Source organism: Bradyrhizobium sp. Ec3.3 (assembly GCF_000472925.1).
In the GTDB taxonomy this organism is placed as follows: domain Bacteria; phylum Pseudomonadota; class Alphaproteobacteria; order Rhizobiales; family Xanthobacteraceae; genus Bradyrhizobium.
In genome coordinates this window covers 1-24755 of record NZ_AXAS01000087.1, presented here as the reverse complement: position 1 = coordinate 24755, position 24755 = coordinate 1, and the positions used below count along the sequence as shown (strand labels likewise).

General features: G+C 59.1%; 24 protein-coding genes and 2 pseudogenes. 16 read left to right on the top strand and 10 right to left on the bottom strand.

The window, feature by feature from the left end; genetic code table 11:
- The first annotated feature begins 933 nt into the window (after positions 1-933).
- From YUU_RS53860 to YUU_RS55590, 11 genes and pseudogenes are all read left to right on the top strand, one after another.
- Positions 934-1597 (top strand): annotated as a pseudogene (locus YUU_RS53860) (SOS response-associated peptidase).
- Positions 1594-1860 carry a hypothetical protein gene (locus YUU_RS0142130; protein ID WP_027527595.1) on the top strand — a complete coding sequence of 89 codons (267 nt, stop codon included), beginning with the start codon at positions 1594-1596 and terminating at the stop codon, positions 1858-1860. Before YUU_RS53860 ends, YUU_RS0142130 begins: the two are co-directional and overlap by 4 nt.
- 627 nt (positions 1861-2487) lie before the next feature.
- A complete protein-coding gene (locus YUU_RS0142125) occupies positions 2488-2676 on the top strand; it encodes a hypothetical protein (RefSeq protein ID WP_027527594.1) in 189 nt (62 codons plus the stop codon).
- Between the two features lie 60 nt (positions 2677-2736).
- Positions 2737-3057, top strand: a complete 321-nt coding sequence (locus YUU_RS0142120; protein ID WP_156944844.1) for a DUF1488 family protein — start codon at positions 2737-2739, stop codon at positions 3055-3057.
- A gap of 34 nt (positions 3058-3091) precedes the next feature.
- Entirely contained in the window at positions 3092-3235 is a 144-nt protein-coding gene (locus tag YUU_RS59625) for an LPXTG cell wall anchor domain-containing protein (protein WP_156944843.1), read from the top strand.
- Between the two features lie 73 nt (positions 3236-3308).
- Positions 3309-3431: a hypothetical protein gene (locus YUU_RS62530; RefSeq protein WP_256375339.1), complete on the top strand. Its 123-nt coding sequence runs from the start codon at positions 3309-3311 to the stop codon at positions 3429-3431.
- A gap of 273 nt (positions 3432-3704) precedes the next feature.
- Positions 3705-3977 carry a ribbon-helix-helix domain-containing protein gene (locus tag YUU_RS0142100; RefSeq protein ID WP_027527592.1) on the top strand — a complete coding sequence of 91 codons (273 nt, stop codon included), beginning with the start codon at positions 3705-3707 and terminating at the stop codon, positions 3975-3977.
- An 83-nt stretch (positions 3978-4060) separates the two neighbouring features.
- Positions 4061-4303, top strand: a complete 243-nt coding sequence (locus tag YUU_RS0142095) for a hypothetical protein (protein WP_027527591.1) — start codon at positions 4061-4063, stop codon at positions 4301-4303.
- 67 nt (positions 4304-4370) lie between these two features.
- A complete protein-coding gene (locus YUU_RS60665; protein ID WP_198031940.1) occupies positions 4371-4517 on the top strand; it encodes a hypothetical protein in 147 nt (48 codons plus the stop codon).
- Positions 4518-4712: 195 nt separating this feature from the next.
- On the top strand, positions 4713-5696 hold the full coding sequence (locus YUU_RS0142085) for an ABC transporter substrate-binding protein (protein ID WP_027527590.1): 984 nt from the start codon (positions 4713-4715) through the stop codon (positions 5694-5696).
- 307 nt (positions 5697-6003) lie between these two features.
- Positions 6004-7146, top strand: coding sequence for an SRPBCC family protein (locus tag YUU_RS55590; RefSeq protein WP_198031939.1), 1143 nt, complete (start codon positions 6004-6006; stop codon positions 7144-7146).
- A 473-nt stretch (positions 7147-7619) separates the two neighbouring features.
- Here the strand turns inward: YUU_RS55590 and YUU_RS0142075 are convergent, their stop codons facing one another.
- Entirely contained in the window at positions 7620-8099 is a 480-nt protein-coding gene (locus tag YUU_RS0142075) for a MaoC/PaaZ C-terminal domain-containing protein (RefSeq protein ID WP_027527589.1), read from the bottom strand.
- A 626-nt stretch (positions 8100-8725) separates the two neighbouring features.
- On the bottom strand, positions 8726-8917 hold the full coding sequence (locus YUU_RS57690) for a hypothetical protein (RefSeq protein ID WP_084801875.1): 192 nt from the start codon (positions 8915-8917) through the stop codon (positions 8726-8728).
- Positions 8918-9464: 547 nt separating this feature from the next.
- Here YUU_RS57690 and YUU_RS53850 point away from each other — a divergent pair.
- A complete protein-coding gene (locus YUU_RS53850) occupies positions 9465-10478 on the top strand; it encodes an AraC family transcriptional regulator (protein WP_051390205.1) in 1014 nt (337 codons plus the stop codon).
- Positions 10479-10825: 347 nt separating this feature from the next.
- Positions 10826-12178 carry a DUF2254 domain-containing protein gene (locus YUU_RS53845; protein WP_245288282.1) on the top strand — a complete coding sequence of 451 codons (1353 nt, stop codon included), beginning with the start codon at positions 10826-10828 and terminating at the stop codon, positions 12176-12178.
- A gap of 565 nt (positions 12179-12743) precedes the next feature.
- On the opposite strand, the gene YUU_RS57685 is transcribed toward YUU_RS53845, so the two are convergent.
- The 7 genes from YUU_RS57685 to YUU_RS0142015 form a co-directional block, all read right to left on the bottom strand.
- The gene (locus tag YUU_RS57685) at positions 12744-13622 is read right to left on the bottom strand and encodes a L,D-transpeptidase (RefSeq protein ID WP_051390204.1); all 879 of its coding nucleotides are present in this window, start codon (positions 13620-13622) and stop codon (positions 12744-12746) included.
- A gap of 16 nt (positions 13623-13638) precedes the next feature.
- Positions 13639-14670, bottom strand: a complete 1032-nt coding sequence (locus tag YUU_RS0142045) for an amino acid ABC transporter substrate-binding protein (RefSeq protein ID WP_156944842.1) — start codon at positions 14668-14670, stop codon at positions 13639-13641.
- Positions 14671-17140: 2470 nt separating this feature from the next.
- A complete protein-coding gene (locus YUU_RS0142035; RefSeq protein WP_027527585.1) occupies positions 17141-18118 on the bottom strand; it encodes a peptide ABC transporter ATP-binding protein in 978 nt (325 codons plus the stop codon).
- Positions 18115-19152: an ABC transporter ATP-binding protein gene (locus YUU_RS0142030; protein WP_027527584.1), complete on the bottom strand. Its 1038-nt coding sequence runs from the start codon at positions 19150-19152 to the stop codon at positions 18115-18117. Before YUU_RS0142030 ends, YUU_RS0142035 begins: the two co-directional genes overlap by 4 nt.
- A gap of 28 nt (positions 19153-19180) precedes the next feature.
- The gene (locus YUU_RS0142025; RefSeq protein WP_027527583.1) at positions 19181-20086 is read right to left on the bottom strand and encodes an ABC transporter permease subunit; all 906 of its coding nucleotides are present in this window, start codon (positions 20084-20086) and stop codon (positions 19181-19183) included.
- Positions 20083-21093 carry an ABC transporter permease subunit gene (locus tag YUU_RS0142020; RefSeq protein ID WP_027527582.1) on the bottom strand — a complete coding sequence of 337 codons (1011 nt, stop codon included), beginning with the start codon at positions 21091-21093 and terminating at the stop codon, positions 20083-20085. The genes YUU_RS0142025 and YUU_RS0142020 overlap by 4 nt, the downstream gene beginning before the upstream one ends.
- An 81-nt stretch (positions 21094-21174) precedes the next feature.
- Positions 21175-22776 (bottom strand): ABC transporter substrate-binding protein, encoded by a 1602-nt coding sequence (locus YUU_RS0142015; protein ID WP_027527581.1) that lies wholly within the window; start codon positions 22774-22776, stop codon positions 21175-21177.
- A 122-nt stretch (positions 22777-22898) separates the two neighbouring features.
- On the opposite strand from YUU_RS0142015, the pseudogene YUU_RS63075 reads away from it, so the two are divergent.
- From YUU_RS63075 to YUU_RS63065, 3 genes and pseudogenes are all read left to right on the top strand, one after another.
- Positions 22899-23376: pseudogene (locus YUU_RS63075) on the top strand (DNA polymerase IV); the annotation flags it as partial.
- The gene (locus YUU_RS63070; protein ID WP_371260584.1) at positions 23345-23974 is read left to right on the top strand and encodes an exonuclease domain-containing protein; all 630 of its coding nucleotides are present in this window, start codon (positions 23345-23347) and stop codon (positions 23972-23974) included. The pseudogene YUU_RS63075 and the gene YUU_RS63070, both read left to right, overlap by 32 nt.
- Positions 23875-24342, top strand: coding sequence for a 3'-5' exonuclease (locus YUU_RS63065; RefSeq protein ID WP_371260583.1), 468 nt, complete (start codon positions 23875-23877; stop codon positions 24340-24342). Before YUU_RS63070 ends, YUU_RS63065 begins: the two co-directional genes overlap by 100 nt.
- A gap of 181 nt (positions 24343-24523) precedes the next feature.
- Here the strand turns inward: YUU_RS63065 and YUU_RS61960 are convergent.
- Positions 24524-24755 (bottom strand): integrase core domain-containing protein (locus YUU_RS61960; RefSeq protein WP_156944841.1); only part of this gene is annotated, 232 nt, incomplete at its 5' end.

Sequence of the window (24755 nt, the reverse complement as noted above, 5' to 3'; positions counted from 1 at the left end):
GGCCAATCCTTGCAGAGCGTGATGCCGATCATGATCAGCGAGCCGATTGCGACCGCCACCGGGCAGATAAACGGCAACTCTTCCAGCACGCCGATAACGACCGCCCGGACGNGGAGAGTTCTCGTCATATGCGCAAAGCGCCAGCCTGCCACACCCATCGGACATCTCCGTTTGGCCCCCAGCAGCGGCGGTCTAACTCTTCAGCGCGAAGCGATCTCCGGCTATAGCCCATTCGGATGTATCCCTGGCTCAAGGTGAAGGAACCCTTGCAAGATCTTAGGGGGCATTGCCAAGGCAGGCTGCGGGCTCTTTGGGGTGCCGCCGCGAGCGGGGTACGCGCGACCGCTCCCCTCGAGGAAATCTGCCGCGAGAAAATTCCTGGTTGCAGTTGCGGGGACGATGCCGCGCGACAAAGTCCGGTCTGTCCCGATAGCGACCGAATTCCGCATCGCCGCGAAATGACGCGATGAACCAACAGGCGACATTGCAGGTGTGGCGTGACATCAAAGAGGCCGCCACTCTTCGCAGCGCTACTCTGGCCGGACGCGAAGCATTCGGTAGGCTGGCTCGCGCTCTAGCAAGTCCGTGCGGACGGCAACGGTGCGCCAGTGGTGAGCGGCGTCGCGAAGCGCCCACGCGGTGTGTGGGTTACGAGCTTTGTCGGCCAGCTCTTCACACATTTCCGCTCGTTCAAGCATTCCGTTGGTCCGCGTCATGAGCGCCAACATGACCCGGGATCCCATCGTTCCAAAATTACTTAGGCTAATTGCAGAGACCCTAGCGCCGGAATTTACAATGCGGGCGCGGGGCGTTTGGTTCTGTTCACTAGTGAACACCAAATCGAATAAGGGCACTAGTTCCTTCGAACTAGAATACGGGCCTCGAATACGGACAGAACCTACACCGGCAAAAAAGAACTGATTTGGAAGCCGAATGTGCAATCTCTACAGCGTCACCACGAACCAGGAAGCGATCCGCAACCTGTTTCGCGTGATCAACCGGTACGTCGGCAACCTGCCTCCGATGCCGGGTGTATTTCCAGACTACCCGGCTCCGGTGGTGCGCAACGCCGACGGCGAGCGCGAGATGGTACTGATGCGATGGGCATGCCGCCGCCACCGCCACGAACGGGCGGGCCGCCGGTCACCAACATCCGCAACACGTCTTCGCCGCACTGGCGAGGCTGGCTCAAGCCCGAGAGCCGCTGCCTGGTCCCGGCCAACAGCTTTGCCGAGTACGCGCCGGAGCCGAACCCTGAGACGAAGAAGAAGGATGTCGTTTGGTTCGCTCTCAATGAGACCCGGCCACTGTTCGGCTCCGCTGGCATCTGGACGACGTTCAACGGTGATCGAGGCACGAAGTCTAAGCCGGCGCCGGGGCCGCATCAGGTCTACGGCTTCCTGACGACCGCGCCGAACTCGGTGGTCGCGCCGATCCACCCGAAGGCGATGCCGGTGATCCTGACGACCGACGAGGAGCGCGATGTTTGGATGCGCGCGCATGGGAGGAGGCGAAGGCGTTGCAGCGACCACTACCCGATGACGTGATTGCGATCGTCGCGCGTGGTGAATCGAAGGAAGATCAGGCCGCCGCATGAAGCTCACCGCCGACCGCCCCTACGCAGACCCCGAAGCTGCCGCCCGCAAGCTGATTGAGATCGCCACTAGCATCGAGCCCGTGCAAGACGGCCGCATTCATATCGAGAAGATCAACGCGCCGTTCCTCTACACGCTGAAGGGCAGTGGCCCTAAGTTCGGCGCCGGCATCAAGATGGCGATCGAGCGCGGCCGGCTCGAGCTGCACGAGAGCGGGACATATGTGCGGCTCTTGAAGACAGACGCTCCGCCTTCGGGGCTTTGACCGAAAGACGGCCCCGGCCGGGGGGATTGCGTGGGCAGGCCGGGGCCGTTGGAGGTGCTTGGCCTCAGCCAAGCGAATGATCATAGACCGACGCAGGGTCAGCGATCTGTTCGCCTCCATACACTCGCGGTACCACGATGACGCGGCTTTCAGCCGCAGACCTTTGCGCTCTTCTGGCACAAACTACATAGCTGCCCGACACCATCCGTGTGACGGTACGCCCATGGGGAATGACCGGTTATTTCAGTCGATGGTAATTGCTGCTGGCGTGGGGTCGGTCGTGGCCTTTGTCGCGCTGGTGCTGGCTTTTTGATTTAGCTCAAGCCACCCACTCTCTTAGGCGCACCCACTGCGAGGATGACGCATGCGCGGCATTGGCTACTGCATTTGTTGGCGTGGAGTCTGGCCCTAGTAGGCTTGATGGCGCTCTTCTCACTGCTTCTGTAAGGCTGCCTCAGTTGTCGGCCCGCCAGCGTCAACCGGCGGCCTTTGTCGTCACGGCGTCAACCGGCAGTCGTGCGCTGCCAGCCGCCACCGATTGCGCTTCCTGTGAGATCGGCGCATGCGCTTAATAGCGACACCTGCCCACGGACATCATTCGCTGATTTGCGTTCCGAAGGGGTAACTGTGGACCTGACCGAGATCGAGCGCGCGTTCTTAAAGCAGCTGTCCTCAGAACCGTGGATCAACGCCCCGCTCTTCGATCATGAACTGGTCGCCCGGCTTGTCGAGTTAGGCCTCGTCGTGGCTAACCCGCTTGCGTCAGGAGAAGTCGAGTACAACATCACTGCCGCCGGGCGCGCGGCGCTTTCCTAAAACCGTCCCCGGTGTCCGCTGATCTGCGTTAAGAAATCCATCCCCGTCTTGGGGAAATCGTTGCGCAACTTCGCTCGTTGCGGTTGGCCGCTGGCTACCGACGGGAAAGGCAAGGCCGTAGCTCACAGCGAACTGCGGTCCTGGATGACGGTAAAGGGAACCGTTCCTGTCCAGCCGGTTCGCGTCTTCGTCAGTTACGAGGCCCTCGCCCAACTTGATCCGTTCGACATTCGAGACTTCGCTGCTGCCTTCGAGCATTTCGAGAGGTTTCGTACCCGCATCGAAGCCGCTGCCAGTGACAAATTTGATCGAGACGGTCCCGATGCCGACAAGCACGAGGGGATGCTTGCGATCCGGTTGACTACCAATGATCCGATCTAGCTTATCGAGATCTGGCTGAAGAAGAGGCCCCTAGATGCTCGACAAAGCGATGCAGCTTCAGCTTCCTCATTGGCTGATCATCGCCGGCGTTGCGCTGGTGATATTCGGGACTCTTGGCATGCTCTTTCGAAGGCGGAAGGACCTGTCGTCGGAGCAATCAGCAGAGACCAATCGCTAGGCCCTCGCCGGAAAACGTTCGCTGATGCCGAGAACGCCTGCGAGTCCTTCTCGACTCATCTGACGAGATTCTGGTGGCGGAGCGCGGCGGCCCGACGATGTTCGCCGCGATCGGCATCCGGCGCGCGATCAACGCGGGCAAGCCGGGGCATCAACTCGAGCCGCGGCGCAAGCGGACGAAGCTTACCGGCTCGTGAGGTGAATGCTGCGGCCTCAATTCGGCTTCCTGCGGAGCTTCATGATGATCTCCCGCAGATCCTCCACGTACTGCTCGATGATCCGCCGCGCCTCCTCCATGTGCGAAGGCTTTGGCTTCGGCGCGTCCTTTCCCGGGCGAGGCTCGTCAGACGGTGTCATGCCCCATGGTGTCATAAGCTGGGAACACCCGTTGACCTATGTCAACGTTCGGCCCGGCCGCGGGGCCCATTAGAAATTCGTGATCGTCTCCGGATTGAGCGCGAGGAATAGCCATGAAATCCCCGGTCGTGAAACGATCCATCGTCGTCGCCAGCCACAAGACCAGCGTCAGCCTGGAAGAAGCCTTCTGGAACGGCATGAAGGAGATCTCCGGCCTGCGCAACATGACGCTGTCGGAGCTGGTCGGCGAGATCGATCGCAACCGCAAGCAGGGTAATCTGTCGTCCGCGCTACGCCTGTTCGTTCTCGACTATTTCAAGAACGGCGCGGCGACCCCGCCTCAGCAGAAAGTGCCGGCGCCGCAGCCATCCGGCGATGGACCGTGAGATCTAAGGAACGTCCGCTCGTCAATCCGGTTGGCAAGTACGAGGTCTCGCGATCGACTCTTGCCGGACCTGGAGGGACATCGTTGGCAAAAGAATTGGCCTCGAGGACTGAGCTTGAGCTCATTGCTCTTCAGGAAATTCGAAGCTTTCCTGGTGCCGAATTGGTTATCTCCGTCGAGATCGAATCCGACTTTGGTCAGTCTGCCGGCATAAATTGGACTCTCCATGTCGTCGCGAAGGAAGGGGCCGATCTTGATCGTATCCACTATGCTGCCAAGACGACCAGTGACCGGCTGAAGCGCAGATACGATCTCCGATCAGGCTAATTCCGGATGCACCGCGGAGACGACCGCGTGGCAGGCAACGAAGCGATCGAACAACAAGGATGGAACAATGACCGTCCTAGTTTACGTCAACACCAGCAAACGGGTTGGCGATCCAGAGAACGTCAAAGTCTTCGCCACGGTCGACGCGGCGGAACGGTGGTTTGAGGAGAACGATCCGGAGGGTGTGGCGTTCGAATATGAAGTTCTGAAGTAGTGCCGCTCACGGGACGATCCGGCCAGCACTCTAGCGCGCGAAAATTGGGCATTAGCGAGGGCGAAGTCCGCTTCGCGCCGAGAGCTGACCTTCCAGCGAGGTCGCATTTTGACCCGGTTCGGACAATGGACTCTGCGTAGCGGCTGCTATGATATAGACTGCGATCACAGAAAATTTCCGCCGATGCGTGATTGAATGAGATCGTTTGCCACTCCTCTCGCGATTCTCATGGTGCTGCTCGTGTTAGCGGCGCCGGCAGGCGCCCAAGCCGCTGCGGCGGTGCCACGCGTCGCGGTCCTCTGCGTCCCCTCGTGCAGCGGTGTCACTTTCGACGCTCTGATAGACGAGCTTCGTAGCCTCGGCTGGGTCGAGAGTGCCACGGTCAAGCTGGAACGTAAGGAATCGGGTTCCCGGCTCGACCAGCTTCCTGCGTTGGCCGCCGACCTCGTGCGATCGAAACCCGATCTCATTGTTGCCTTCACGCCTCAGGCGGTGCGCGCCGTAAAGGACGCGACCTCGGACATACCAATCGTCATGCTCTTCGTCGCTGATCCGGTCGGTGTAGGGCTCGCATCAAGCCTTGCTCATCCTGGGGGAAACCTGACGGGTGTCGCCACGCTCGTTCCAGGCGCTTTCATAGGGAAGATGCTTGAAGTGCTCCGAGAGCTTCTCCCTCGCGTGAAACGCGTTGCAGCTTTTCTCAACCCCTCAAGCGAGACTTTGCGCCTGCTATTTCCTAGGGAGGCACCACCGGCGGCCGCTAAGCTCGGTTTTCAGCTTGAGGTCGTTAACGTGGAGGAAGCGGGGGAAATTCCAGGCGCAGTTGCCGCCGCCAAGGCCGGAGGGGCGGAAGCCTTGTGGATAGTCGGCGATCCCATCTTTCACAGCCCGCCGAACCGGGTACCCGACCTCGCGGCGCAGGCGGGCCTACCGTCGATTTACCTCGTCCGCAACCTTGTGCAGGCCGGCGGATTGATCTCGTATGGACCGGACTTTCCGGGTGAGGCTCGGCGGGGGGCTCACTATGTCGATCGAATACTGAAAGGCGCCAAACCGGGCGACCTACCTATTGAACAGCCCAGCAAGTATCTGCTCGCTGTTAATCTCAAGACAGCTAAATCGCTCGGTGTCGAAATCCCGCCGGCTCTTCTCGCTCGCGCGGATGAAGTCTTTGAGTAGGATCGCATAATTTCCGTGACTGGCCCATCCGCGAAGTGGTCGCGCGCCTCGTTGAGGTCCGGACACGGGAGTAAAGCGGATTAGCTCTGCGCACACTGAGTTTTCGCATTTTGACCAAGGCAGACATCGGCCCTGATTTGACAATCGCCATGATGAAGGCAGCCTGCTAATCTCCCCGACGTGTGTGGCCTATAGCGACTGTAACCATCAGCGCTGAGGTACAACTATGATTCCTAACAGGGCGCCTCTTGCCGCGATTGCGGTTCTTGTCGCTTCAACGGTCTCTGTATCCGCATTGGAATCAACCGTGACGGCGAGGTCGTCGCTGACGCTGGAAGCGCTCTGGCAAACAGTTGGCGATTTCTGCGCGACGGCCCTATGGAATCCGGTCGTTGAGGACTGCGTCCTCAGTACAGATGGGAAGGTGCGTACCCTTTCGCTATTTGAGGGTCGCAAGGTTGAACAAGTGCTGGAGAATTGGGACGGCGCTAACCACAGTTATGCATTTTCAGGCGAGCTAGGGCTATCCGAAGTGAATGTTCATTCTAAAGTCAGTGTGATTGCGGTGGGGAAGGGATCGGCGCTGCAATTAACCGTCACCTATGAGGCCAAGGGCGTGTCCGATGCCGATGCCAAGAGGGCCGTCGACGGGTTAATCTTTCGGGCTCTGTGCGTCAGTGGTCCACTTCGATGCTCCAATGAGCAACAACTGGTCTCGGCCGAAATCGTAGCGATCCCGGATAGCCGATGGTCGCCGCTAGCTTTGCAGGGATACCTTCGAAGATCCAATAGCCCAGCCCCTGCGCCTGCGGTTATTTTGGTGCATGGGTGCGCAGGCTTCGCAGACCTAATCGACCAAAACTGGGGCCAAAAAATCAACTCATGGGGCTATGTCACGTTAACAATTGATAGCTTCGGTCGGCGTGGAGTTAAAAACACCTGCCGAGGTGGCCCTCTTTTCGATAGCGATCAAGATCCCTATCGCGGGTTAAACTACCTCATTCAGCAAAAGCTGGTTGATCCCACGCGTGTTGCACTTGTGGGCTTTGACGGCTCGCCCGCTCTCTCGGCCGTCGCCCGCGGCCCTGTTGAGAATGCGTCTAAGGGGAAGTTTCGTGGGGCGGCCGCGCTCTATCCAAATTGTGCTGCCATCAAAGGGCCTATGACGGTCCCAACGCTGATCCTGACGGGCGAGCTTGATGATACGGCTCCGCCCGAAGTCTGTCGCAGATTGGCAAACGGCGCCGACGATTTTGGTATCTCCCGGCAGAAGAGTGACGGCGCAGGAGTCCGACTCATTGTCTATCCCGGCGCGTATGCGGGATTTGACCTTTCATTTCTCCGAGCACCCGTTCTCTACATGGGACACCGCCTCGAATTCAGTAAGTCGGCCTTGGAACAGTCGAGTGACGCTCTCCGCGAATTTCTCGCCTCAATAACAAAACTCTAGACCGTTTCTGGCCAGCTGGACTTTATCTATGTCCGGCCAAGAGATTACTCTCACGAGCCGACAAGGTGATCGAATACGACGCAATTGCTGCAACGTACGCGTCTGTTGTTGGTGCGACGCAGACCTTGTGCAATTTCAGCTCATATGTCGGCTGAGTGGGGTAAAGCGGACTCGTTATCCGCGGCGCGAGTTATTCGAGTCCCGACATTGGATCGAAATCTGCCGCATCGCCAGTCGCGGCGCAGTTGGGCATTACCCTATCACCATCGATTCTCGCGCGTGCCGATGAAGTGATTGAATGAGACTTGCTACGGTGCATGTTTCCGGAAGCGGCCCATCAGCGACGTGGCCGCAGCTCTCGTTGAGGTCTGCTCAGTGGCGCATAGCGGGAAGCTCTTCGCCTGCTTACCCAGAGCCGAATTCGATCCCTCACTGGTCGCCGGACACCCGTAAATAAGCAGCCGTCGGGCAAATCAGTCGGTCCGCGCGTTCGCGACCCCTCGCCGCGCGACGAGAATATTTCTGGTACACTGCAACACCGTCTCGCGTTTTTGATTTCGCAAGAGGACTTGGTTTCGGACAATCCCCCGATCGGATTTGGACTTCGACGCGCGTTTTTCCAGAACCGTGATTTCCAGATCGAGCGCATCGTCCGGGCGTACAGCATTCGGCAGCCTCAGCTCATCCCAGCCCAACCCCGCAAGGACATGGAGCCGTGGCTGAAGCCGGGTCGTCAACAAAATGAAGATGGAAAAGGTATGGGCACTGGTTGCGGTTAGCCCCCCAAAAACTGAACGCGCCGCAGCCTCCTCGTCGATGTGGCGGGGTATCGGATCGTATTGTTTTGCGAATTGAATGATTTCGCTCTTGGTTACCAGATAAGGGCCGGACCGGAGGCTAGTGCCGACTTCCGCGTCTTCAAAGTACAAGTTTTCAGGGTACAAATTGCTCATCGAATTATCCCTCCGAGAATCGGCCCACAGGGCCAAGGGATCTGCAAAGGTACCTACTTTGATGGTCTTCCACACCGAAGCTTCGGCGGCACATCTGATTGGACTTCTTGGCGTACTCGTTAATGGGGTCTTCTCGGACCTCAGTCGGTTCGACAGGACGTCTCGCGCCGTGCATTGCGCGCGAGCTTCGCTTGCGAACAAAACTATCCACGCGGTGAAGAGCGTCGCAATAATGAGAGTGCTAAGGCGCCATCCTATCGAACAACGCACAACAAATGTTGTGACTAGAAAGAGACCCGCCTCCGAGTCATTGGGAAGAACGGAGGGTAGTGTGTGTCAACGCAACCATGCCCAACGTACTTTGGAATGTGTCCGAGCGCGGCACTAGGGCTCAAGTATTCCAATTTCAGTATTTCAATCTCCAAATCAACGGGCGGCAGTCCGTAAGCCCACCGTCCACGTCGGATCCCCAAGAGGATCAGCGCAATTCTACTCTAGCATCGTTGAGACCACCGAGCCAAAGGTCGGGAAAAAGTGGTAATGCAGTCCGGCACGAGCGATAAACAGTGTGAATGCATCTGGCTGCTCTATTTCGGCGTGCGAGCACGCATTCGGTCGGGCACCGGCTACCGGATGGTTGGCACTTCTTTCGTCGCGATGCCATCGCTACCCCGATCACCAGGGCCGGCAGGATTGCCGGCGTCCCGATTCGCTTCTGGGATTTCATCGCCAACAACCGGGACCAGAAGCTGCTTTCGCATTTCGGCGAGGCGGGCACGGCAGTATTCACGGTAAAGCATGTCGACCAGGGTGGACATGATCGAACCCTCGCTTGATCATCACCGTTGACGTCCTAAGCGGCAAATTTCGACCATTTCAATCGGCTGCAAACACACAGTGCCGGAGGTAAGTTTGTGTCCGACGAACTCTGATGATGATGCGCCGGCCAAGGCGCGACACGAAATCGGTATCAGAGAACTGTCGGTTCTACAGAACAGGTCGTTGATTTCGACCAATCGCGAATGACGCTAGAAACTGGATTCGCGCTGACACCCGCCAGAGATCTCTAAACTGGATCCGATGGCAGCAATTAGAAATAGAGCCATCACCACCGTCACCTCTTAATGGCGATTTTTGGCACCACGCTTTCACAATCACTATAGGCGTAATTTTCTGGCCGCCACGTGAACCAGTTCACATCAGCATCGATCACAGGTGAATGACACTAGCACGTCAATGGTGCAACTTCTTGGACTCATGCGCACGGCCTAAGAGTATGTCAGTGCACGAACTGCAAATCACAGATACTGACCGTAATTTGTCGCAGCATCTAATCCCGACGTCTTATCAAGGCTGGAGGTCCCCATGTCTACGGACGCAGCCGAATTCGCATCGCATCGATTCTCGACGCGCGAGCTTCCGGAGCGGATGAGAGTCCCACTATGGCGAGAGAACTTTGGGCGAGGCATAGTCCACGTCGATATCGAGCCCCTATCGGATGTTCCGTTTCAGGCTGACGCAACGCTGCAAGCCGTCCGGGGGTTGCGCAGGCTCGCACTGAAAGGCTCTTCCATGCGATTCAAGCGCCTGCGAGCGAGCGTTACTGATGGTGACGACTCGATCGGAGTCATCGTCTGCTCTCCCGGCAGAAGTCTGCTGTCGCAGCGCTGCCAGCAAGTTGAGCTTCGCGCCGGCGACGCAATCGCAATTCTGCATTCGGAGCCCGCCACCGTCACCTATGTCGACGGATTACTATTCGGTCTGGCCGTGCCCCGCGACGCGCTTGCGCAGCGGGTGGCGAATGTCGAAAGCCGCGCCATGCGGCCGATTTCTCACCGAACTGAAGCGCTCCGACTGCTCATGACTTATCTAAAGTCGGCATTTAAGGATGGAGCACTGGCCGCACCCAGTCTGCGTGATGCGGTCCTGGCTCACATCCATGACCTCGTGGCGCTCGCGATCGGCGAGCGCACTCCCTTAGGCGAGAGCAGTGTGAGCGCGGTCGGGGCTGCGCGCTACAGCGCCGCCCTCGATTACATCGCGGCACACTTTCAGCAGCCAGAGCTTAGCGTCGAGACGGTAGCCCACTGCCAAGGCATCTCACCTCGCTATCTACAGCGCTTGATCGCGTCATCAGGATCATCGTTCACCGGGCACGTGAATGAGTTACGTCTCCAACGGGCGTTCGAGCTGCTAACTGAGTCTCACGCAAGCACACAGCGAATTTCCGACATCGCGTTAGAAGTCGGCTTCTCGGATGTTTCGCATTTCAATCGATTGTTCCGGGCTCGCTTCGGCGATTCGCCACGTGGCGTGCGTTGCTCTCGCGGGGAGGGATTAACGCCGTTTTCAAGCGTGCCGACATGCACGCCACCGTAATGGATCAGCCAAGACGTAATTGCTGCTGTGCATAAGTCTCAGCGAAGCGGCGGCAGCCCTCATTGAAGTCCGCTCCGTGGGGCATTGCGGACTTGACTTGCTCGGATTGAGTTCTTCGCATTTTGACCCACAACTGCCGTAGACGGTTGCGGATGTCCGCTTCGCCCCGGAACGCGATCTCGTCGGCGTCCTTCTGGCCGTAGCTTCGACCGTCAACTATCCCACAGCTGGAAGCAAAATTTGGTTCGCGCCGTTGGCCTATGGAACGGGTCCATGCTCTACAAAATTTGCGAGAACGCACTCCAGCGCTTCGGAGCGGAATATCGGCGCTAAAGTCGGCCCTCTTGATGCATGTCAACGCCTTTTGGCTTTTCGACCTGAACATCACACCGATGAGATGGAATCAGCGATATGTGTTCGAGAGCTATCTCAGGTCCTCCCTTTGGGTGGTTCCATTTTTTGCGATTCCACTTGCCCTCATCGCAGTGAGGATGCTGCATCGACTGGACATTTGGCTCGGTTGGAGCCTTCTGGGCCTCGATACGGCTGGAGCGAAAACTCTGCTTGAGGCTTTCGTCTCCGCGACGTTGGCATTCGTCGTCTTCACGTTTGGCTCGCTGCTGGTTGCGATTCAGGTCGCCAGCGCGCAATTGACGCCTCGGATCATCGCCACGATATTGCTGCGGAACGACGTCGTCAAATACACTGTCGCATTATTAATATTTACGCTGATGTTTGCGCTAGCGGCGCAAAATAGACTGGATGAAGGGCCCTACCAGCTACTGGTATTGACGGCCACGCTGCTTGGCATAATTTCGTTCGCGGCCTTCTTTTATTTGATCGATTACGCCTCACGACTATTGCGGCCCATCAGCGTTCTGTCGAGTGTCGGCAACAATGGAATCACGGTCATTGAAAACGTGTATCCTAGGCTGAGCTCGGATCCGGTCACCGAGAATGGATTTCTCAAACCTGCCACTCCCGATCGCATCATCAGACATCGGGGGCCCTCGGGCATTGTTCTCGCAGTCAATATCGGAAGGCTACTGGCTTTGGCCGAAAATTCGGATTGCGTCATCGAATTCGCACCTCAGGTCGGCGATTTTGTCGCAACGGGCGATCCCCTGTTTGATCTTTTCGGCGGCGTTCGTTCGATCGATGAGGAACCCTTGCTCACCTCAGTGGCGTTCGGCTCCGAACGCACCATGGACCAGGACCCTACCTTCGCGTTTCGCATCGTCGTCGATATCGCGCTGAGGGCATTGTCACCGGCGATCAATGATCCGACCACAGCGGTGCTCGCAATCGATCAGCTGCACCGCATGCTGCGCACAGTTGGTGAGCGCGATCTGCGCACCGACCAGATCCTGAACAAGTCCGGAAAGCTGCGCGTGATTTTCCGTACCCCAAACTGGGAGGATTTCATACATCTGGCATTCAGTGAAATCCGCGCGTGCGGTTCGAATAATCTGCAGATTGTGAGACGGCTGCGAGCGATGATCGAAAATCTAGTCCCGACGCTTCCGGATCATCGTCATGCTGCATTGGTTCAAGAACTCAGCCTGCTCGATCGCGAGATCACAAGGAATTTCACTTACCCCGAGGAGCTGGCGCTCGCTCGTATTGGGGATACCCAGGGTCTGGGCGGGCATTCCGCGCAGGTCCGCGCTGATAAGGTGAGCCGCACTTTCCCCCAGTGATCTTCGATTGGCGCTTTTGAAAGCGCTATCCCGTGAACGTCCGTCCGGTACAAGAACTCGACCGCCGCTTCATTCCAAGCTCCAGCCCAGGTAACAAGGTTGCGCGCGTTGATCGACTGATGTTCGGATCGGTGCGCAGCGCATCTCAGCGCGTCCAATGGCTCTCGCGAAGACATGTCCGCTTTGCTTTAACATCAACCATTTCTTGATGTCGCCTGTTGGCCTTGGCCGTGTAAAAACGGCTTCAAAGGGTGTCCGCCCAGAAAGCCAGGAAAGCGCGCCTGTCTCAGAGCGCGATCGCAGCAATCAGTGGCTTGGTTCCGACGATGTTCATGACCCGTGTCAGATTATAGGCCAGAACCGTGAGCGCCATCTCGGCCGTAGCGTTTTCACACAGCCAGGGTCACCAGCTGCACTCCGGATTGGTCCTCTACTTGGTCTGCTCAGACCCTGAAAGCAGACCATGGCTTTGCCAGGCCTGTTCCTGTGCCAACCAATGTGCCAGCGATCAAAAGGATGAAAGCCTCGCGGGAAAGAATTCGCGCAGCTTCCGAAATTCTCAAGTCTAGCTGACAAACACTACTCGCGTCTCCAGAGAAACGCGTCTGTATAGGTCCTCGACATCTTCGTTAACCAGCCGGATGCATCCGGAAGCGACGAGATGGCCAATGGTTTTCGGCGAATTCGTGCCGTGGATGAGCACGCCGGGTTTGTCGAGCAACAGGGCACGTGCCCCCAGCGGACTGCCGGGTTGGCCGGCCGACGCAAGAGGCGCGTCTGTGCTCGCGCCTGAAGTCTTCCAGTCAGGCCATTCCATCTTGTTGATGATATGGAAGAAGCTGCCTCCCCTGAGACATTCCTGCGCGACTCCGATGCCGTAGCGGCGCGCCGAGTTGTTCGAATCGATCAGATAAAGGAAGCGGTTTTCGCGGTCGATCACGATCGAACCTGGAACGACAGTAGTTCGATAGAAAACCACTTGCCGCTGAAGAGCAAACGGAAGACCTTCGCCCGTCGAGCCGCCATCGACGCCGGGCTTCAGGTCGGCCACGACGACGTCATCGCCCACGCGCACCGCCTTCGATGATGCCGTCACTCCGGTTCTGGCCACGCCAGGGACCTTGCTTGGGACATATCCATACAACGAGGCCGCCGCTGCGATGACGGCGACGAGAGCGGCGGTGCCGTAGGCTATCGGCTTCCAGCTTCTGTTCGTCGATAACACCTCGTTGATTTCAGCCGCAGATCTCGCTCCGTCGGCGACGAACTGGTCCTCAATCCGCCGGATGGCGTCCTCAAGTGCAGCCGCGTGCGATGCAGCAGCCTCGCGCGTCAGCCGCGACTTCCTAATGAGGCCGTAGGCATCCCTGTAGATCTCGTCGCGCGCCGAAGCATCCTTGCCTTCCACCGCCTTGGTCAGCAACGAGTAATAATCCACGTCCATGGGGCAGCCTCTGAAACTATCTAACCGGAGGCGCGTACTGGATTCCGCCCTTCGTCCAAAGTGCATTCAGCCCGCGCGGGATGCTGAGCGGGGACTGAGTCCCAACGTTTCTCTCATAAATTTCTCCGTAGTTGCCTGTCGCGCGAAGGGCGCGTACGGCCCAGTCGTTCGAAAGGCCTAGTTGCTGGCCAAATTCACCCTCAATTCCGACTAGGCGTCGGACGTTAGGATCAGAAGATTTCAACGCGTCGTCGATATTTGCCGACTTGACGCCGAGTTCCTCGGCGTTGATCAACGCATAAAGCGTCCACTTGACCAAGTTGAACCACTGGTCGTCACCCTGCCGCACGGCCGGTCCCAGCGGCTCCTTCGAAATTACTTCCGGTAGGATAACGTGGCTGTTGGGTTTCGCGAGCTTGAGCCGCTCGGCATAAAGCTGCGAAACGTCGCTGGTCAGCACGTCGCATTTGCGGTCTTCGTAAGCTTTCCGACTTTCTTCCGCAGTACCAACAGCTAGGGTTTTGAGCGACATATCGTTGGCACGGAAATAGTCCACGAGGTTGAGTTCGCTCGTTGTGCCGGTCTGCGTGCAAACCGTCTTACCGCTAAGCTGAAGGGCCGTATCGACACCGCTCTCCCGACGCACCAGAAAGCCCTGTCCGTCGTAGTAGGCGACGCCAGCGAACATCAGGCCGAGCGACGTTTCGCGCGACATCGTCCAGGTCGAATTGCGCGACAGCACGTCGATCTTGCCAGACTGCAGCGCAGGGAAGCGGGTCGCAGCGTCGAGTGGCGTGAACGTTACCTTGGCCGGGTCGCCAATGACTGAAGCTGCGATTGCCCGGCAGATATCGACATCTAGGCCAGTCCAATTGTTCTGGTCGTCTTGGCTCGAAAAGCCAAGCAATCCCTGCCCGACGCCGCAATTGAGCGTGCCGCGCACTTGGATGGCCTTCAACGTCTGAGCGTTCCCGGGCGGGGTGTTTGTAATCAGTACGGCGATGATTGCCGCGGCGAGGACGACGGATCGGCTTGTGAATTTCAGCATTCCGGTTTTGCGATCTGGTAGGGGCGCGAGTATCTTGATGCTCGTGAAGCGGACGGATCTCTGAGGGTCATCGCTCAGTCTTTGCCGCGAACGAACGCAAGTCTTGATCTAGATCAAAGACGGCGCAAACGACGATCACTGCCCGTCCGTCGCGCGATCGGATGTCCCTGATAGGCCGAGTCCGCACCTACCTATCCCTCCCGTTATCAAACCATATCGACGAGGTTCCGGCCTCGCTAACGGGACGGAAAAAAACAGCCATGACGGCTTCGGGCCACTACAGACCTTCTGCCATAACCTGAACCACGTCTCGTCTACTTCCGGAAACCGACATGGCAGCGGCGGTCTCCGTACGCGTTGGGAGCATCGCCGACGTTAACCCTGTCGGCAAATGGTCCGTACGCGGGTCGGCAGCCGCCGACAAGTTGCCTCATTGGTACGGAGATTTTTCACCGGCACTAACTTAGGTTAGAGGCGCATCATGCTGAGAATGGCGTCGTTGGGCCTCCTTATCCTGCTGGGTGTAGGAGTACTGTCAGCAATGGAGCTCAGAACTCCACCGCGTAGCGCAGTAGCGGTCGTCCAGCCCATTGCCAAGCCAGCCATAGACATTTCCGATTCCCATAGTGCGTTGGCAAAAGCTGATCGCCTTGAAGTTGCCGCTGTGAGCAGCGAGAGGCCAGCACAGGCTGCTTTGGTCGATGAACGCATCGCTCCGCCGGAAGACCTCCGTATCGGTTCCTCGGAGACTCCGAGGTCGATCGCCCGTCGGCGACACAATCCCAAATCGAAGAAGGTCACAACCGCTGCACGACCCAAGTCGAAGCCAAAGGCAACCGTTGTCACGCGAACTGCCATTTTCCAGCGTTCAAAGGCCGCCAGCGATACCGAGCCCTGTCGACTCAACGCGTTTGGTGGCTTGCGTAAGGCTTTGAATTCAGCCGACTGCGAAATCTGATTCAGCGACTCATAAATCCTCGTTGAACGCCTTACTTCCGCGCTGGCTAAGAAGCATCTGCGTCGTCTTGATTATGTCCACGCTGCGTCTGGTTTGCCCCCGATAGCGGCATCAAAAGCGGACATCCCAGTTCGGCCTCATCCTTGCTACAGGGCCACGAGCCGTTCGATGTCGGGTTTGGGAGCGAGCTCTTTTTTTGGGCCGCTCAAGATACACAACTTCCACAAAGGAGCAGATCGGCCGGCCGGCAGGCCCTTTTATTTGGTCCAGCGCCCGCTTGAGGCCTTGCAAGGGCAAATCCTCGCGCGCCAGGACAGGCGCCGAGCGCGACGCCTGACGTCAGCCGAGATAGCTAATCGAACCGTCCAACGATAGCCATGAACGCCGGCGAACTTAGGCGGGCGAACCAACCGGACCACCATGTCCTCTAGCTCCAACGCCAGTATCGCCAGGAAAGCCCGAACGAAGGCTGAGGCGGATTTTGCCACTTGGCTCATGATGGCCAAGCTCGGTGGTTTCGATGACCTGCCGTCAAACGCCCAGAGCTTTCTGACTAGCTATCGAACCCGACTCGGGACGATGAGCGAGGCCGAGTCCACGGCGCTGGCTGTTCGCGAGGTCTACAGCGCATATTACAGCGCAATGGGAGGCGTAGGTACGGCGCCCGAACCAAAGGCTCGGACGCAAACGACAGAGGGCAAAGTCGTGGGGTCCCAGAGACCGACTAAACCTCGGCCTGGCCTATCGGCTGCGCATCACTCGACGAGGCCGATGACCCGAAAGTCCTTCCTGACGCTGCTGGTTCTCGCGAGCCTGGTGGCACTGATTGTCGTATTCAGATTGCTGGCGCAGTAGCACCACCCGCGAGAGTTCCCGGACCGCCGCTTTTGCGGGCACGAGCGGAAATGCTCTGATGAACGGAAGATTTCTGCTTAGCCACCAACAACCGACGTCTGCTCCCTTGTGAGTACCCGCCCTGGAAGGTGCAATCCTTGCGCCAGGGGTCGAAGCCGAAGGCCGAGACCGCGATGCGGGCGAGAGCCTGGCCCGCGGGCAGGCAAGCCCGTGGGAGGCCTAATCTAAGCCAGCAACTCCTGTATGTTTCGGCTCACCGCGCGGTCCCCGAGAGCGACCGCCCATTCCAGCATGGCTTGGAGGATCGTGGTTGCAACTGAGGTCGAGAAGATCGAGGCTGCTCAAGCTTGGTCCGCATCGGCTGCCCTCCCCGCCAACTCGCAACTCGAACCGGACCGCGATACAGATCCTTCTCATCTCCGCTACGCGGTGAGTTCGGCCCTCTCGCTCCACGCGTGTTGAAAAACTTGCGCGCTATGCCGCGTTGGCAGAAACGGAAATGAGAAGAGAGCCAAATCGCGTTACCAAAAGATGGTTCTCACACGCTTCTCTTCCCTAAGAATAAGTCAGGGTCGGGAGCACCTATGCGTCTAAGTATTTCACCCGACGAACCTAATACCGACCACGGTTTGGTGAGATGCCTTTGCGCACCAATCGTTAAGCCGCGTGAGCTTCCAGGAAGCGCTCGGCGTAATGGCAGGCGACGAGGCGGCCGTCGAGCGGGCGCAAGGGTGGACGCTGCGAGCGGCAGAGGTCGGTCGCATGGGGACAGCGGGTCGAGAAGACGCAGCCCTTTGGTGGATCGAGCGGCGAAGGCACCTCGCCCTTCGGCACGACACGCTGGCGTTTGCGGCCAAGGCCTGGCGTCGCGTCGAGCAAGGCCTGAGCATAGGGGTGCAGCGGCCGCGCAAAGATGCGCTCTTTCGGTCCGTGCTCGACTGCGATTCCCAGATACATGATCATCACGTCATCCGCGATGTGACGCACCACGCCGAGATCGTGCGAGATGAAAAGGTAAGCCAGCCCCAGTTCGCGCTGGAGATCGACCAGGAGGTTAATGACCTGCGCCTGCACTGACATGTCGAGCGCGGAGACCGGCTCGTCGGCAACTAGCAACTTCGGCCGCAACATCAAGGCGCGCGCGATCGCGATGCGCTGGCGCTGGCCGCCCGAGAACATGTGCGGATAGCGGCCATATTGCTCCGGCCGCAGCCCTACCCTCGCCATCATGTCGAGCGCCTGCGCCCGCCGCTCCTGCTTCGAGAGCCTGGTGTTGATGATCAGCGGCTCTTCCAGTATCGCGCCGACGCGCCTACGCGGGTTGAGCGACCCATAGGGGTTTTGAAACACGATCTGCACGGCCCGGCGCAACGTCTTTGCGGCGCTGGCCGAGGGATCGATCGCATCCACCCCATCGAGCATCAGTGTGCCGGCCCTCGGTTTCTCGATGAGCGTCACGAGCCTTGCGAGCGTCGACTTGCCGCAACCGGACTCGCCGACGATCGCCAACGTCTTGCCGGCCTCGAGCGCGAACGATACCCCGCCCACGGCCTGCAGATGCGCGCGGGGGCGGAACCAGCCCCGCTTCATCTCGTAGCTGCGCTTGAGATCGGTGGCGGTGACAAGCGCCGTCATGACACGGTCTCGCGCTTGAGGATCGATGCCCCTCCGGCTTCGGCCCGATCGGCCGCGATGCGCTCATCCCGTGTCGGATCGCCGAGCGGATAGTGACAACGGATCAGGCCGTCCATCCAGGGGCGCAGGTCGGGACGCGCCTTGTCGGCCAGCGGCGTTGCATAGGTGCAACGCGGATTGAACAGGCACCCCCGCGGCCGATCGTAAACCCCGGGCACAACGCCCGGAATGGTAGCGAGCCGTCCGCCGTCGCTCGCCTCCGGGCGCGCCGCCAGCAAAGCCGCCGTATAAGGATGCTGCGGCGAGGCGAACAGGTTTGTGGTCGGGCGCTGTTCCATGATCTGACCCGCATACATCACGGCGACGCGCTCGGTCGTGTCCGAGACCACGCCCATGTTGTGCGTGATGAGGATCAGCGCCATGCCGCGATCGCGTTGCAGGGACAGCAGAAGATCGAGGATCTGCGCCTGGATGGTGACATCGAGCGCTGTCGTCGGCTCGTCAGCGATCAGGAGCTTCGGATTGCAGGCGATCGCCATCGCGATCATGACGCGCTGGTTCATGCCGCCCGAGAGTTGGTGCGGATAGGCCGACAGCCGCTTCTCGGGAGACGGAATGCCGACTTGCTCGAGAAGTTCGACCACGCGCCGCCGCGCGGCCTTGCGATCCATCCCTTCGTGGATGTGCAATGTCTCGGCCAACTGATAGCCGATCGTAAAGGACGGATTGAGCGACGTCGTCGGCTCCTGGAAGATCATCGCGACGTCCTTGCCGGTGAGCGCGCGCCGCTCGCGATCGCTCAAAGTCAGCAGGTCCCGCCCCTCGAACCGCAGCTTGGCAGCCTCGACGCGCCCCGGGTATGGCACAAGTCCCATCAGGGCCAACATGGTGACACTCTTGCCGGATCCGGATTCTCCGACGATCCCCAGCACCTCGCCTCTTTCGAGCTTGATATCGATGCCATCCACAGCGCGCACCATCCCGCTTTGCGATGGAAACGAGACCGATAGATTTTCAATCTCGAGGAGCGGCATCAGATCGCCTTTCAACTGTCATCATGCGCTATCGCTTGAGCTTGGGATCGAGCGCATCACGCAGTCCGTCGCCGAGAAGGTTGAAGGCCAGCACAGTTACGAGGATCGCCGAGCCTGGAAGCGTGACGACCCACCAGGCCCGCAACACAAATTCGCGCGCATCCGCCAGCATGGTCCCCCATTCGGGCAAAGGCGGCTGCGCACCGAGACCGAGAAAGCCGAGCGCGGCCGCGTCCAGGATCGCCGTCGAAATGCCGAGCGTCGCCTGGACAATCAGCGGCGCGGTGCAGTTCGGCAAAATCTCCTTGAACATCAAGCGGAGCCGGCCGGCACCCGCGACTTTGGCCGCGGTGATGTAATCCTTCGAGACTTCGCTGATCACGGCGGCACGCGCGATCCGCACATAGTGCGGCAGGAGCACGATCGCGACCGCCAGCATGGCATTCATCAGGCCGGGCCCAAGGATCGCAACGATCACGATCGCGAGCAAGAGGCTTGGCAGCGTCAACGTGATGTCCATCAGCCGCATGATCGCGATCTCGATGACGCCGCGAAAAAAACCCGCCACCAGCCCAAGGATCGTCCCGGCAACCACCGAGAGCGTGACCACCGCGATTCCGATCAGAAGCGAAAGCCTTGCTCCGTGAATAAGACGGGAAAGGATATCGCGGCCGATCGCGTCGGTGCCGAGCGGATAGGCGATCGATCCACCCTGCTGCCAGAACGGAGGTTTCAGAAAGGCCGCATTGTTGGTGACGATCGGAGAATGCGGTGCAACGAAATCGGCGAACAGCGCAAGGAGGATCAGAACCACGATCACGGCGAGACCCGTCACGGCGCCGAAATTTGCCTTGAAATCGAACCAGAATTCCAACAGCGGATGCTGCGGAGCACCGGCTGCGACGTCGGGATTTTCGAAGGCGCCGGCGGTCATCTCGTGTACCGGATGCGGGGATTGATCAGCCCGTAGGTGACATCGACCAGCAGATTGACGATCATGACGATCGCGCCGATCAACAGCGTGCCGCCCTGCAACACCGGATAGTCGCGGCGGTTGATACCCTCGATCAGCCATTTGCCCACGCCGGGCCATGAGAAGATGGTCTCCGTGAGGATCGCGCCCGTAAACAGAACACCGACCTGCAGCCCGATCACCGTCACGACCGGAATCAGCGCATTGCGCAGCGCATGGATCGCGATCACCCGGAAACGCGGCAGCCCCTTGGCGCGGGCGGTGCGGATGTAATCTTCGCCCAGGACCTCCAGCATGGCGGACCGCGTCATGCGGGCGATCACGGCGAGCGGCACGGTGCCGAGAACGATCGTTGGCAGCACGAGATGTGACAAGGCCGAACGAAACGCACCGAAATCGCCGTCCAGCAGCGTATCGATCAGCAGGAATCCGGTCACTGGTTCGATGAAGTACTGCACTGCGATCCGGCCCGACACGGGAGTCCATCCGAGCTGCACCGAAAAAAGCAGGATCAACAGCAATCCCCACCAGAAAATCGGCATCGAATACCCGGTGAGCGATATCCCCATCACGCCATGATCGAAGATGGAGTTGCGGCGAACCGCGGCGATGATGCCGGCCGGCAATCCGAGGCACAATGCAAACAGGATCGCGCAAACAGACAACTCGATCGTCGCCGGGAACAGCATCCGAAATTCAGAGATCACCGGCTCATGGGTGACGATCGAGCGGCCGAGGTCGCCATGCGCCATCCGTGACAGATAGAGGCCGTACTGGACCAGCACGGGCTGATCGAAGCCGTAATCAGCGCGCAATTGCGCGAGCCGGGCCGGATCGATGCCGTGTTCGCCCGCCATGGTCTCGATGGGGTCGCCGGGTATCAAGCGGATCAGCACGAACACAAGCAACGTGATCCCGATGAAGGTCGGAACCACGAGACTCAGCCGGGTAAGAGCGAACCGGAGCATGCCGTCCTCAGTCATCTCGAAGGAAGGAGAAGGGCAAGAAATGCGGCGGAGCGGCGAAGGCCACTCCCCTGCTCTCGTCTTCTACTCCTTGACGTCGACGCCATAGAAGTTGTGGCGTCCGAACGGCGACAGTTTGAAGTCGATAACCCTCTTACTGACGGGCTTCAACTGCACTGCGTGCGCGATCGTGAACCACGGAGCCTGTTCCTTGAAGATCACCTGGGCCTGCGCATACAACTTGGCCCGCTCGGCCTGATCGCTGACGGTCTTGGCCTTGACGACCAGATCGTCGAACGGCTTGTAGCAGAACTTGGCGATATTCGAACCAGATGCCGATTGCGCCGAGTCGCAGCCCAGCAATGTGTGCAGGAAGTTGTCAGGATCGCCGTTGTCGCCGGTCCAGCCCAGCATACCCATCTGGTGCTCGCCGGCCTGCATCCGCTTGCGGTACTCGCCCCATTCAAATGACTTGATTTCGGCCTTGACGCCGATCTTGGCGAGGTCGGCCTGCATCAGCTCGGCTATGCGCCTGGCGTTCGGATTGTAGGGGCGCTGCACCGGCATGGCCCATAGATCAGTTTCGAAACCATTGGGAAATCCTGCGTCGGCAAGAAGCTTCTTGGCCGCCGCCGGATCATAGGGATCATCCTTGACGTCGTCGTTATACGACCACATCGAGGGCGGAATGGGATTTTTGGCCGCAATGCCGGTCGACAGATAGACGGCGTCGATGATCGCCTTCTTGTCGATCGCCATGCTGACGGCCTTGCGCACGCGCACGTCGTCGAAGGGCTTCTTTTGTGTCTGGAAGGCCAGATAACCGACGTTGAGGCCCGGCTGTTCCAGGATGGTGATGTTCGGGTCTTTCTTTATCGCATCGATGTCGGCCGGGTTCGGATAAGGCATCACGTCGCATTCGCCCTTCTGGAGCTTGGCCCAGCGAACGGATGCGTCCGGCGTGATCGCGTAGACGAGGTCGTCGATCTTCGCCTTTCCGCCCCAATATCCAGGGAACGCCTTGTACCGGATCACTGCGTCCTTCTGATACTGCACCAGATAAAACGGTCCGGTGCCGATCGGATCCTGGTCGATCTTCTCGGGCGTGCCGGCCTTCAGCATTGCATCCGCATATTCTTTCGACTGGATGGCCGCGAAAGGCATCGCGAGGTCGGCGAGAAATGGGGCTTCCGGCTGATTGAGCGTCACCTTGATGGTGTAATCGTCGACCTTCTCGACCGACTTCAACAATTTCGGCATCCCCATGTCACCGAAATAGGAATGGTTCGGACTCGTCACCTTGAAATACGGATTGTCCTCCTTCCATTGCCGCTCGATCGAAAATATGACGTCGTCGGCGTTGAAGTCGCGCGTCGGCTTGAACGACTTGGACGTCGAATGCCACTTCACGCCCTTGCCCAACTCGAAGGTATAGGTGGTGCCGTCCGGCGAGATCGTCCATTTTTCTGCGAGGGCCGGCACTACTTGCGTGCCGCCGCGCTCGAACTCGACGATGCGATTGTAGATCGGCTCATTGCCGTCGAACGACGTGCCGGTGGTGTTGACGCCAGGGTAGAAGTTCTCCGGGCTGCCCTCCGAGCAGAAAACCAGGGTTTTGGCAGAAGCAGCCGAAGCAAACACAAGCGCCGAAGCGCAAACGGCGGCGAGCAGAATTGATCTGTCCACTGTTGGAACTCCAGGTGAATTCTTGGGCGCGGTCGATTCAGGCACGCCAAAGACGCCGAACGAGCTTGCTATCGGGTACTGCCGCTGTCAATGCGTCCCGAGGTGGGGATAGACCCGGCAACGCGAAGATGAATGCCCCGGGCATCTTCACGGGTCTCGACATGCGCAACCAGACGCTGGAGTTCATGAACGCAAACTTCGGCAAGTCGGGCGCCTACTACTACTGGATCTCACGCGGCGTCGACGATCGGCCTGTTCGAGCCAACGCATTCGGGAGTCGGTCGGCGCGGAGAATACGTTCTCGACCGACCTGACCGACTTCGACGCAATGGTCGCGGAGCTCGAGCCGCTGATCGACAAGGTTTGGCGACGCTGTGACTCGGCGAGCACTCGACAAGTGAAGTTCGCCGACTTCGAGATCATCACGCGCAGCCGGTCCGCCTCTTCGACTGTCACGAGCCGCCACGGTCTCGCAGATTTGGCGATCGCTCTGCTGGAGGATAACATGCTCTGCCGAAGCCGGTGCGCCTCCTGGGGGTGTCGCTGTCTTCCCTCCACGTCGGGGTTGATGCGGAGCCGCAACTGGATTTCGGGCTTTGACCCGGACTCGATTTGTGGCTTGAACAGCCGCAATGCGGCGGAAACCGTAACCCGAGGACCGCAACATCCAATGCTTGAGAACGATCTGACACTGGCCGCCATGGCGGAGGCATTGGCCAAATCCGCCGACTACCGCGACCTTCGGCGCCTGGTTCGTCGGGAGACTTTCACTCCATCCCACAGTCGAAGCAGCAAGATAGGAATCCCGCTCGACGTGGAGAGCACCGGCTTGGATCAGCAGAAGGACGAGGTCATCGAGCTTGGAATGGTCAAGTTCGACTACCTGCCCGACGGGCGCATCGCAGGTCTCAGGGATGTCTTCTCATCGTTCAACGAACCGTCCGCGCCCATCCCGCAGGAGGTGATCGCGCTCACTGGGATCACGAACGAAATGATCGCTGGGCAGCGGATCGACGAGGCAGCCGTCTCATCGTTCGCGGACGAGGCCGTGATCGTTATTGCCCACAACGCGAGCTTTGACCGCAAATTCGCGGAGCGTTGCTGGCGATATTCCAACGGAAGGCCTGGGGCTGTTCGGCGACGGAGGTCGACTGGCGGAAACATGGCTTCGAAGGCTCTCGCCTGGCCTACCTCCTGAACGGCGCAGGTTTCTTTCACCAGGCCCACAGGGCCGTCGACGATTGCCACGCGCTGCTTGAGATTCTCGCGTTTGAGTTGCCGACGACCGGCACATCGGCACTCGCAGTCCTCCTCGAGCAGGCCCGCAAGAGGACGATGCGAGTTTGGGCCGAGCAATCGCCGTTCGATCTCAAAGACTCGCTCAAACGCCGCGGTTACCGCTGGAGCGACGGAAGCGATGGCAGACCGCGGTCATGGTACGTCGATGTCGACCAAAACAAGCTGGATGACGAAATCTTGTTTCTGAAGTCTGAAATCTATCTTCGCGACGTCGAGCCGCGCTTGCAGACCTTGACCGCGTTCGACCGGTTCTCGGTTCGGGCGTGAGCGGACGTTCGGTCTTCGCAAATCCACGATTGCGGGTGCGCGAAGCCGATTTTACTAGGTAGACCGGCGCTGCGACTTGGCCGCCGGCTTCTTCGCCGCGGCCTGCTTGCCCGGCTTCTTGCCATCGGCATCAGCATCTCCTTTTGGCCGGCCGGGGCCTTCCGGGTGTGCCTACCGTAAATCACATCCGGCCATATTGATGGTGCAGTCCACCTAGGATCGGTCGGCATACGATATTCCCGACTCGCTCAACACCGCGAGGAACCGGGGCATCCTTGTTCAATGACAAATGACTGCGCGTGGCGTTGTAGTAATCTTTGTACGATAGCAGAACGTGGCGCAGATGTCGTTCGCCGAAGACTACGACATGATCAATGCATTCCCTCCGGATTGAACCGATCAACCGTTCTGCA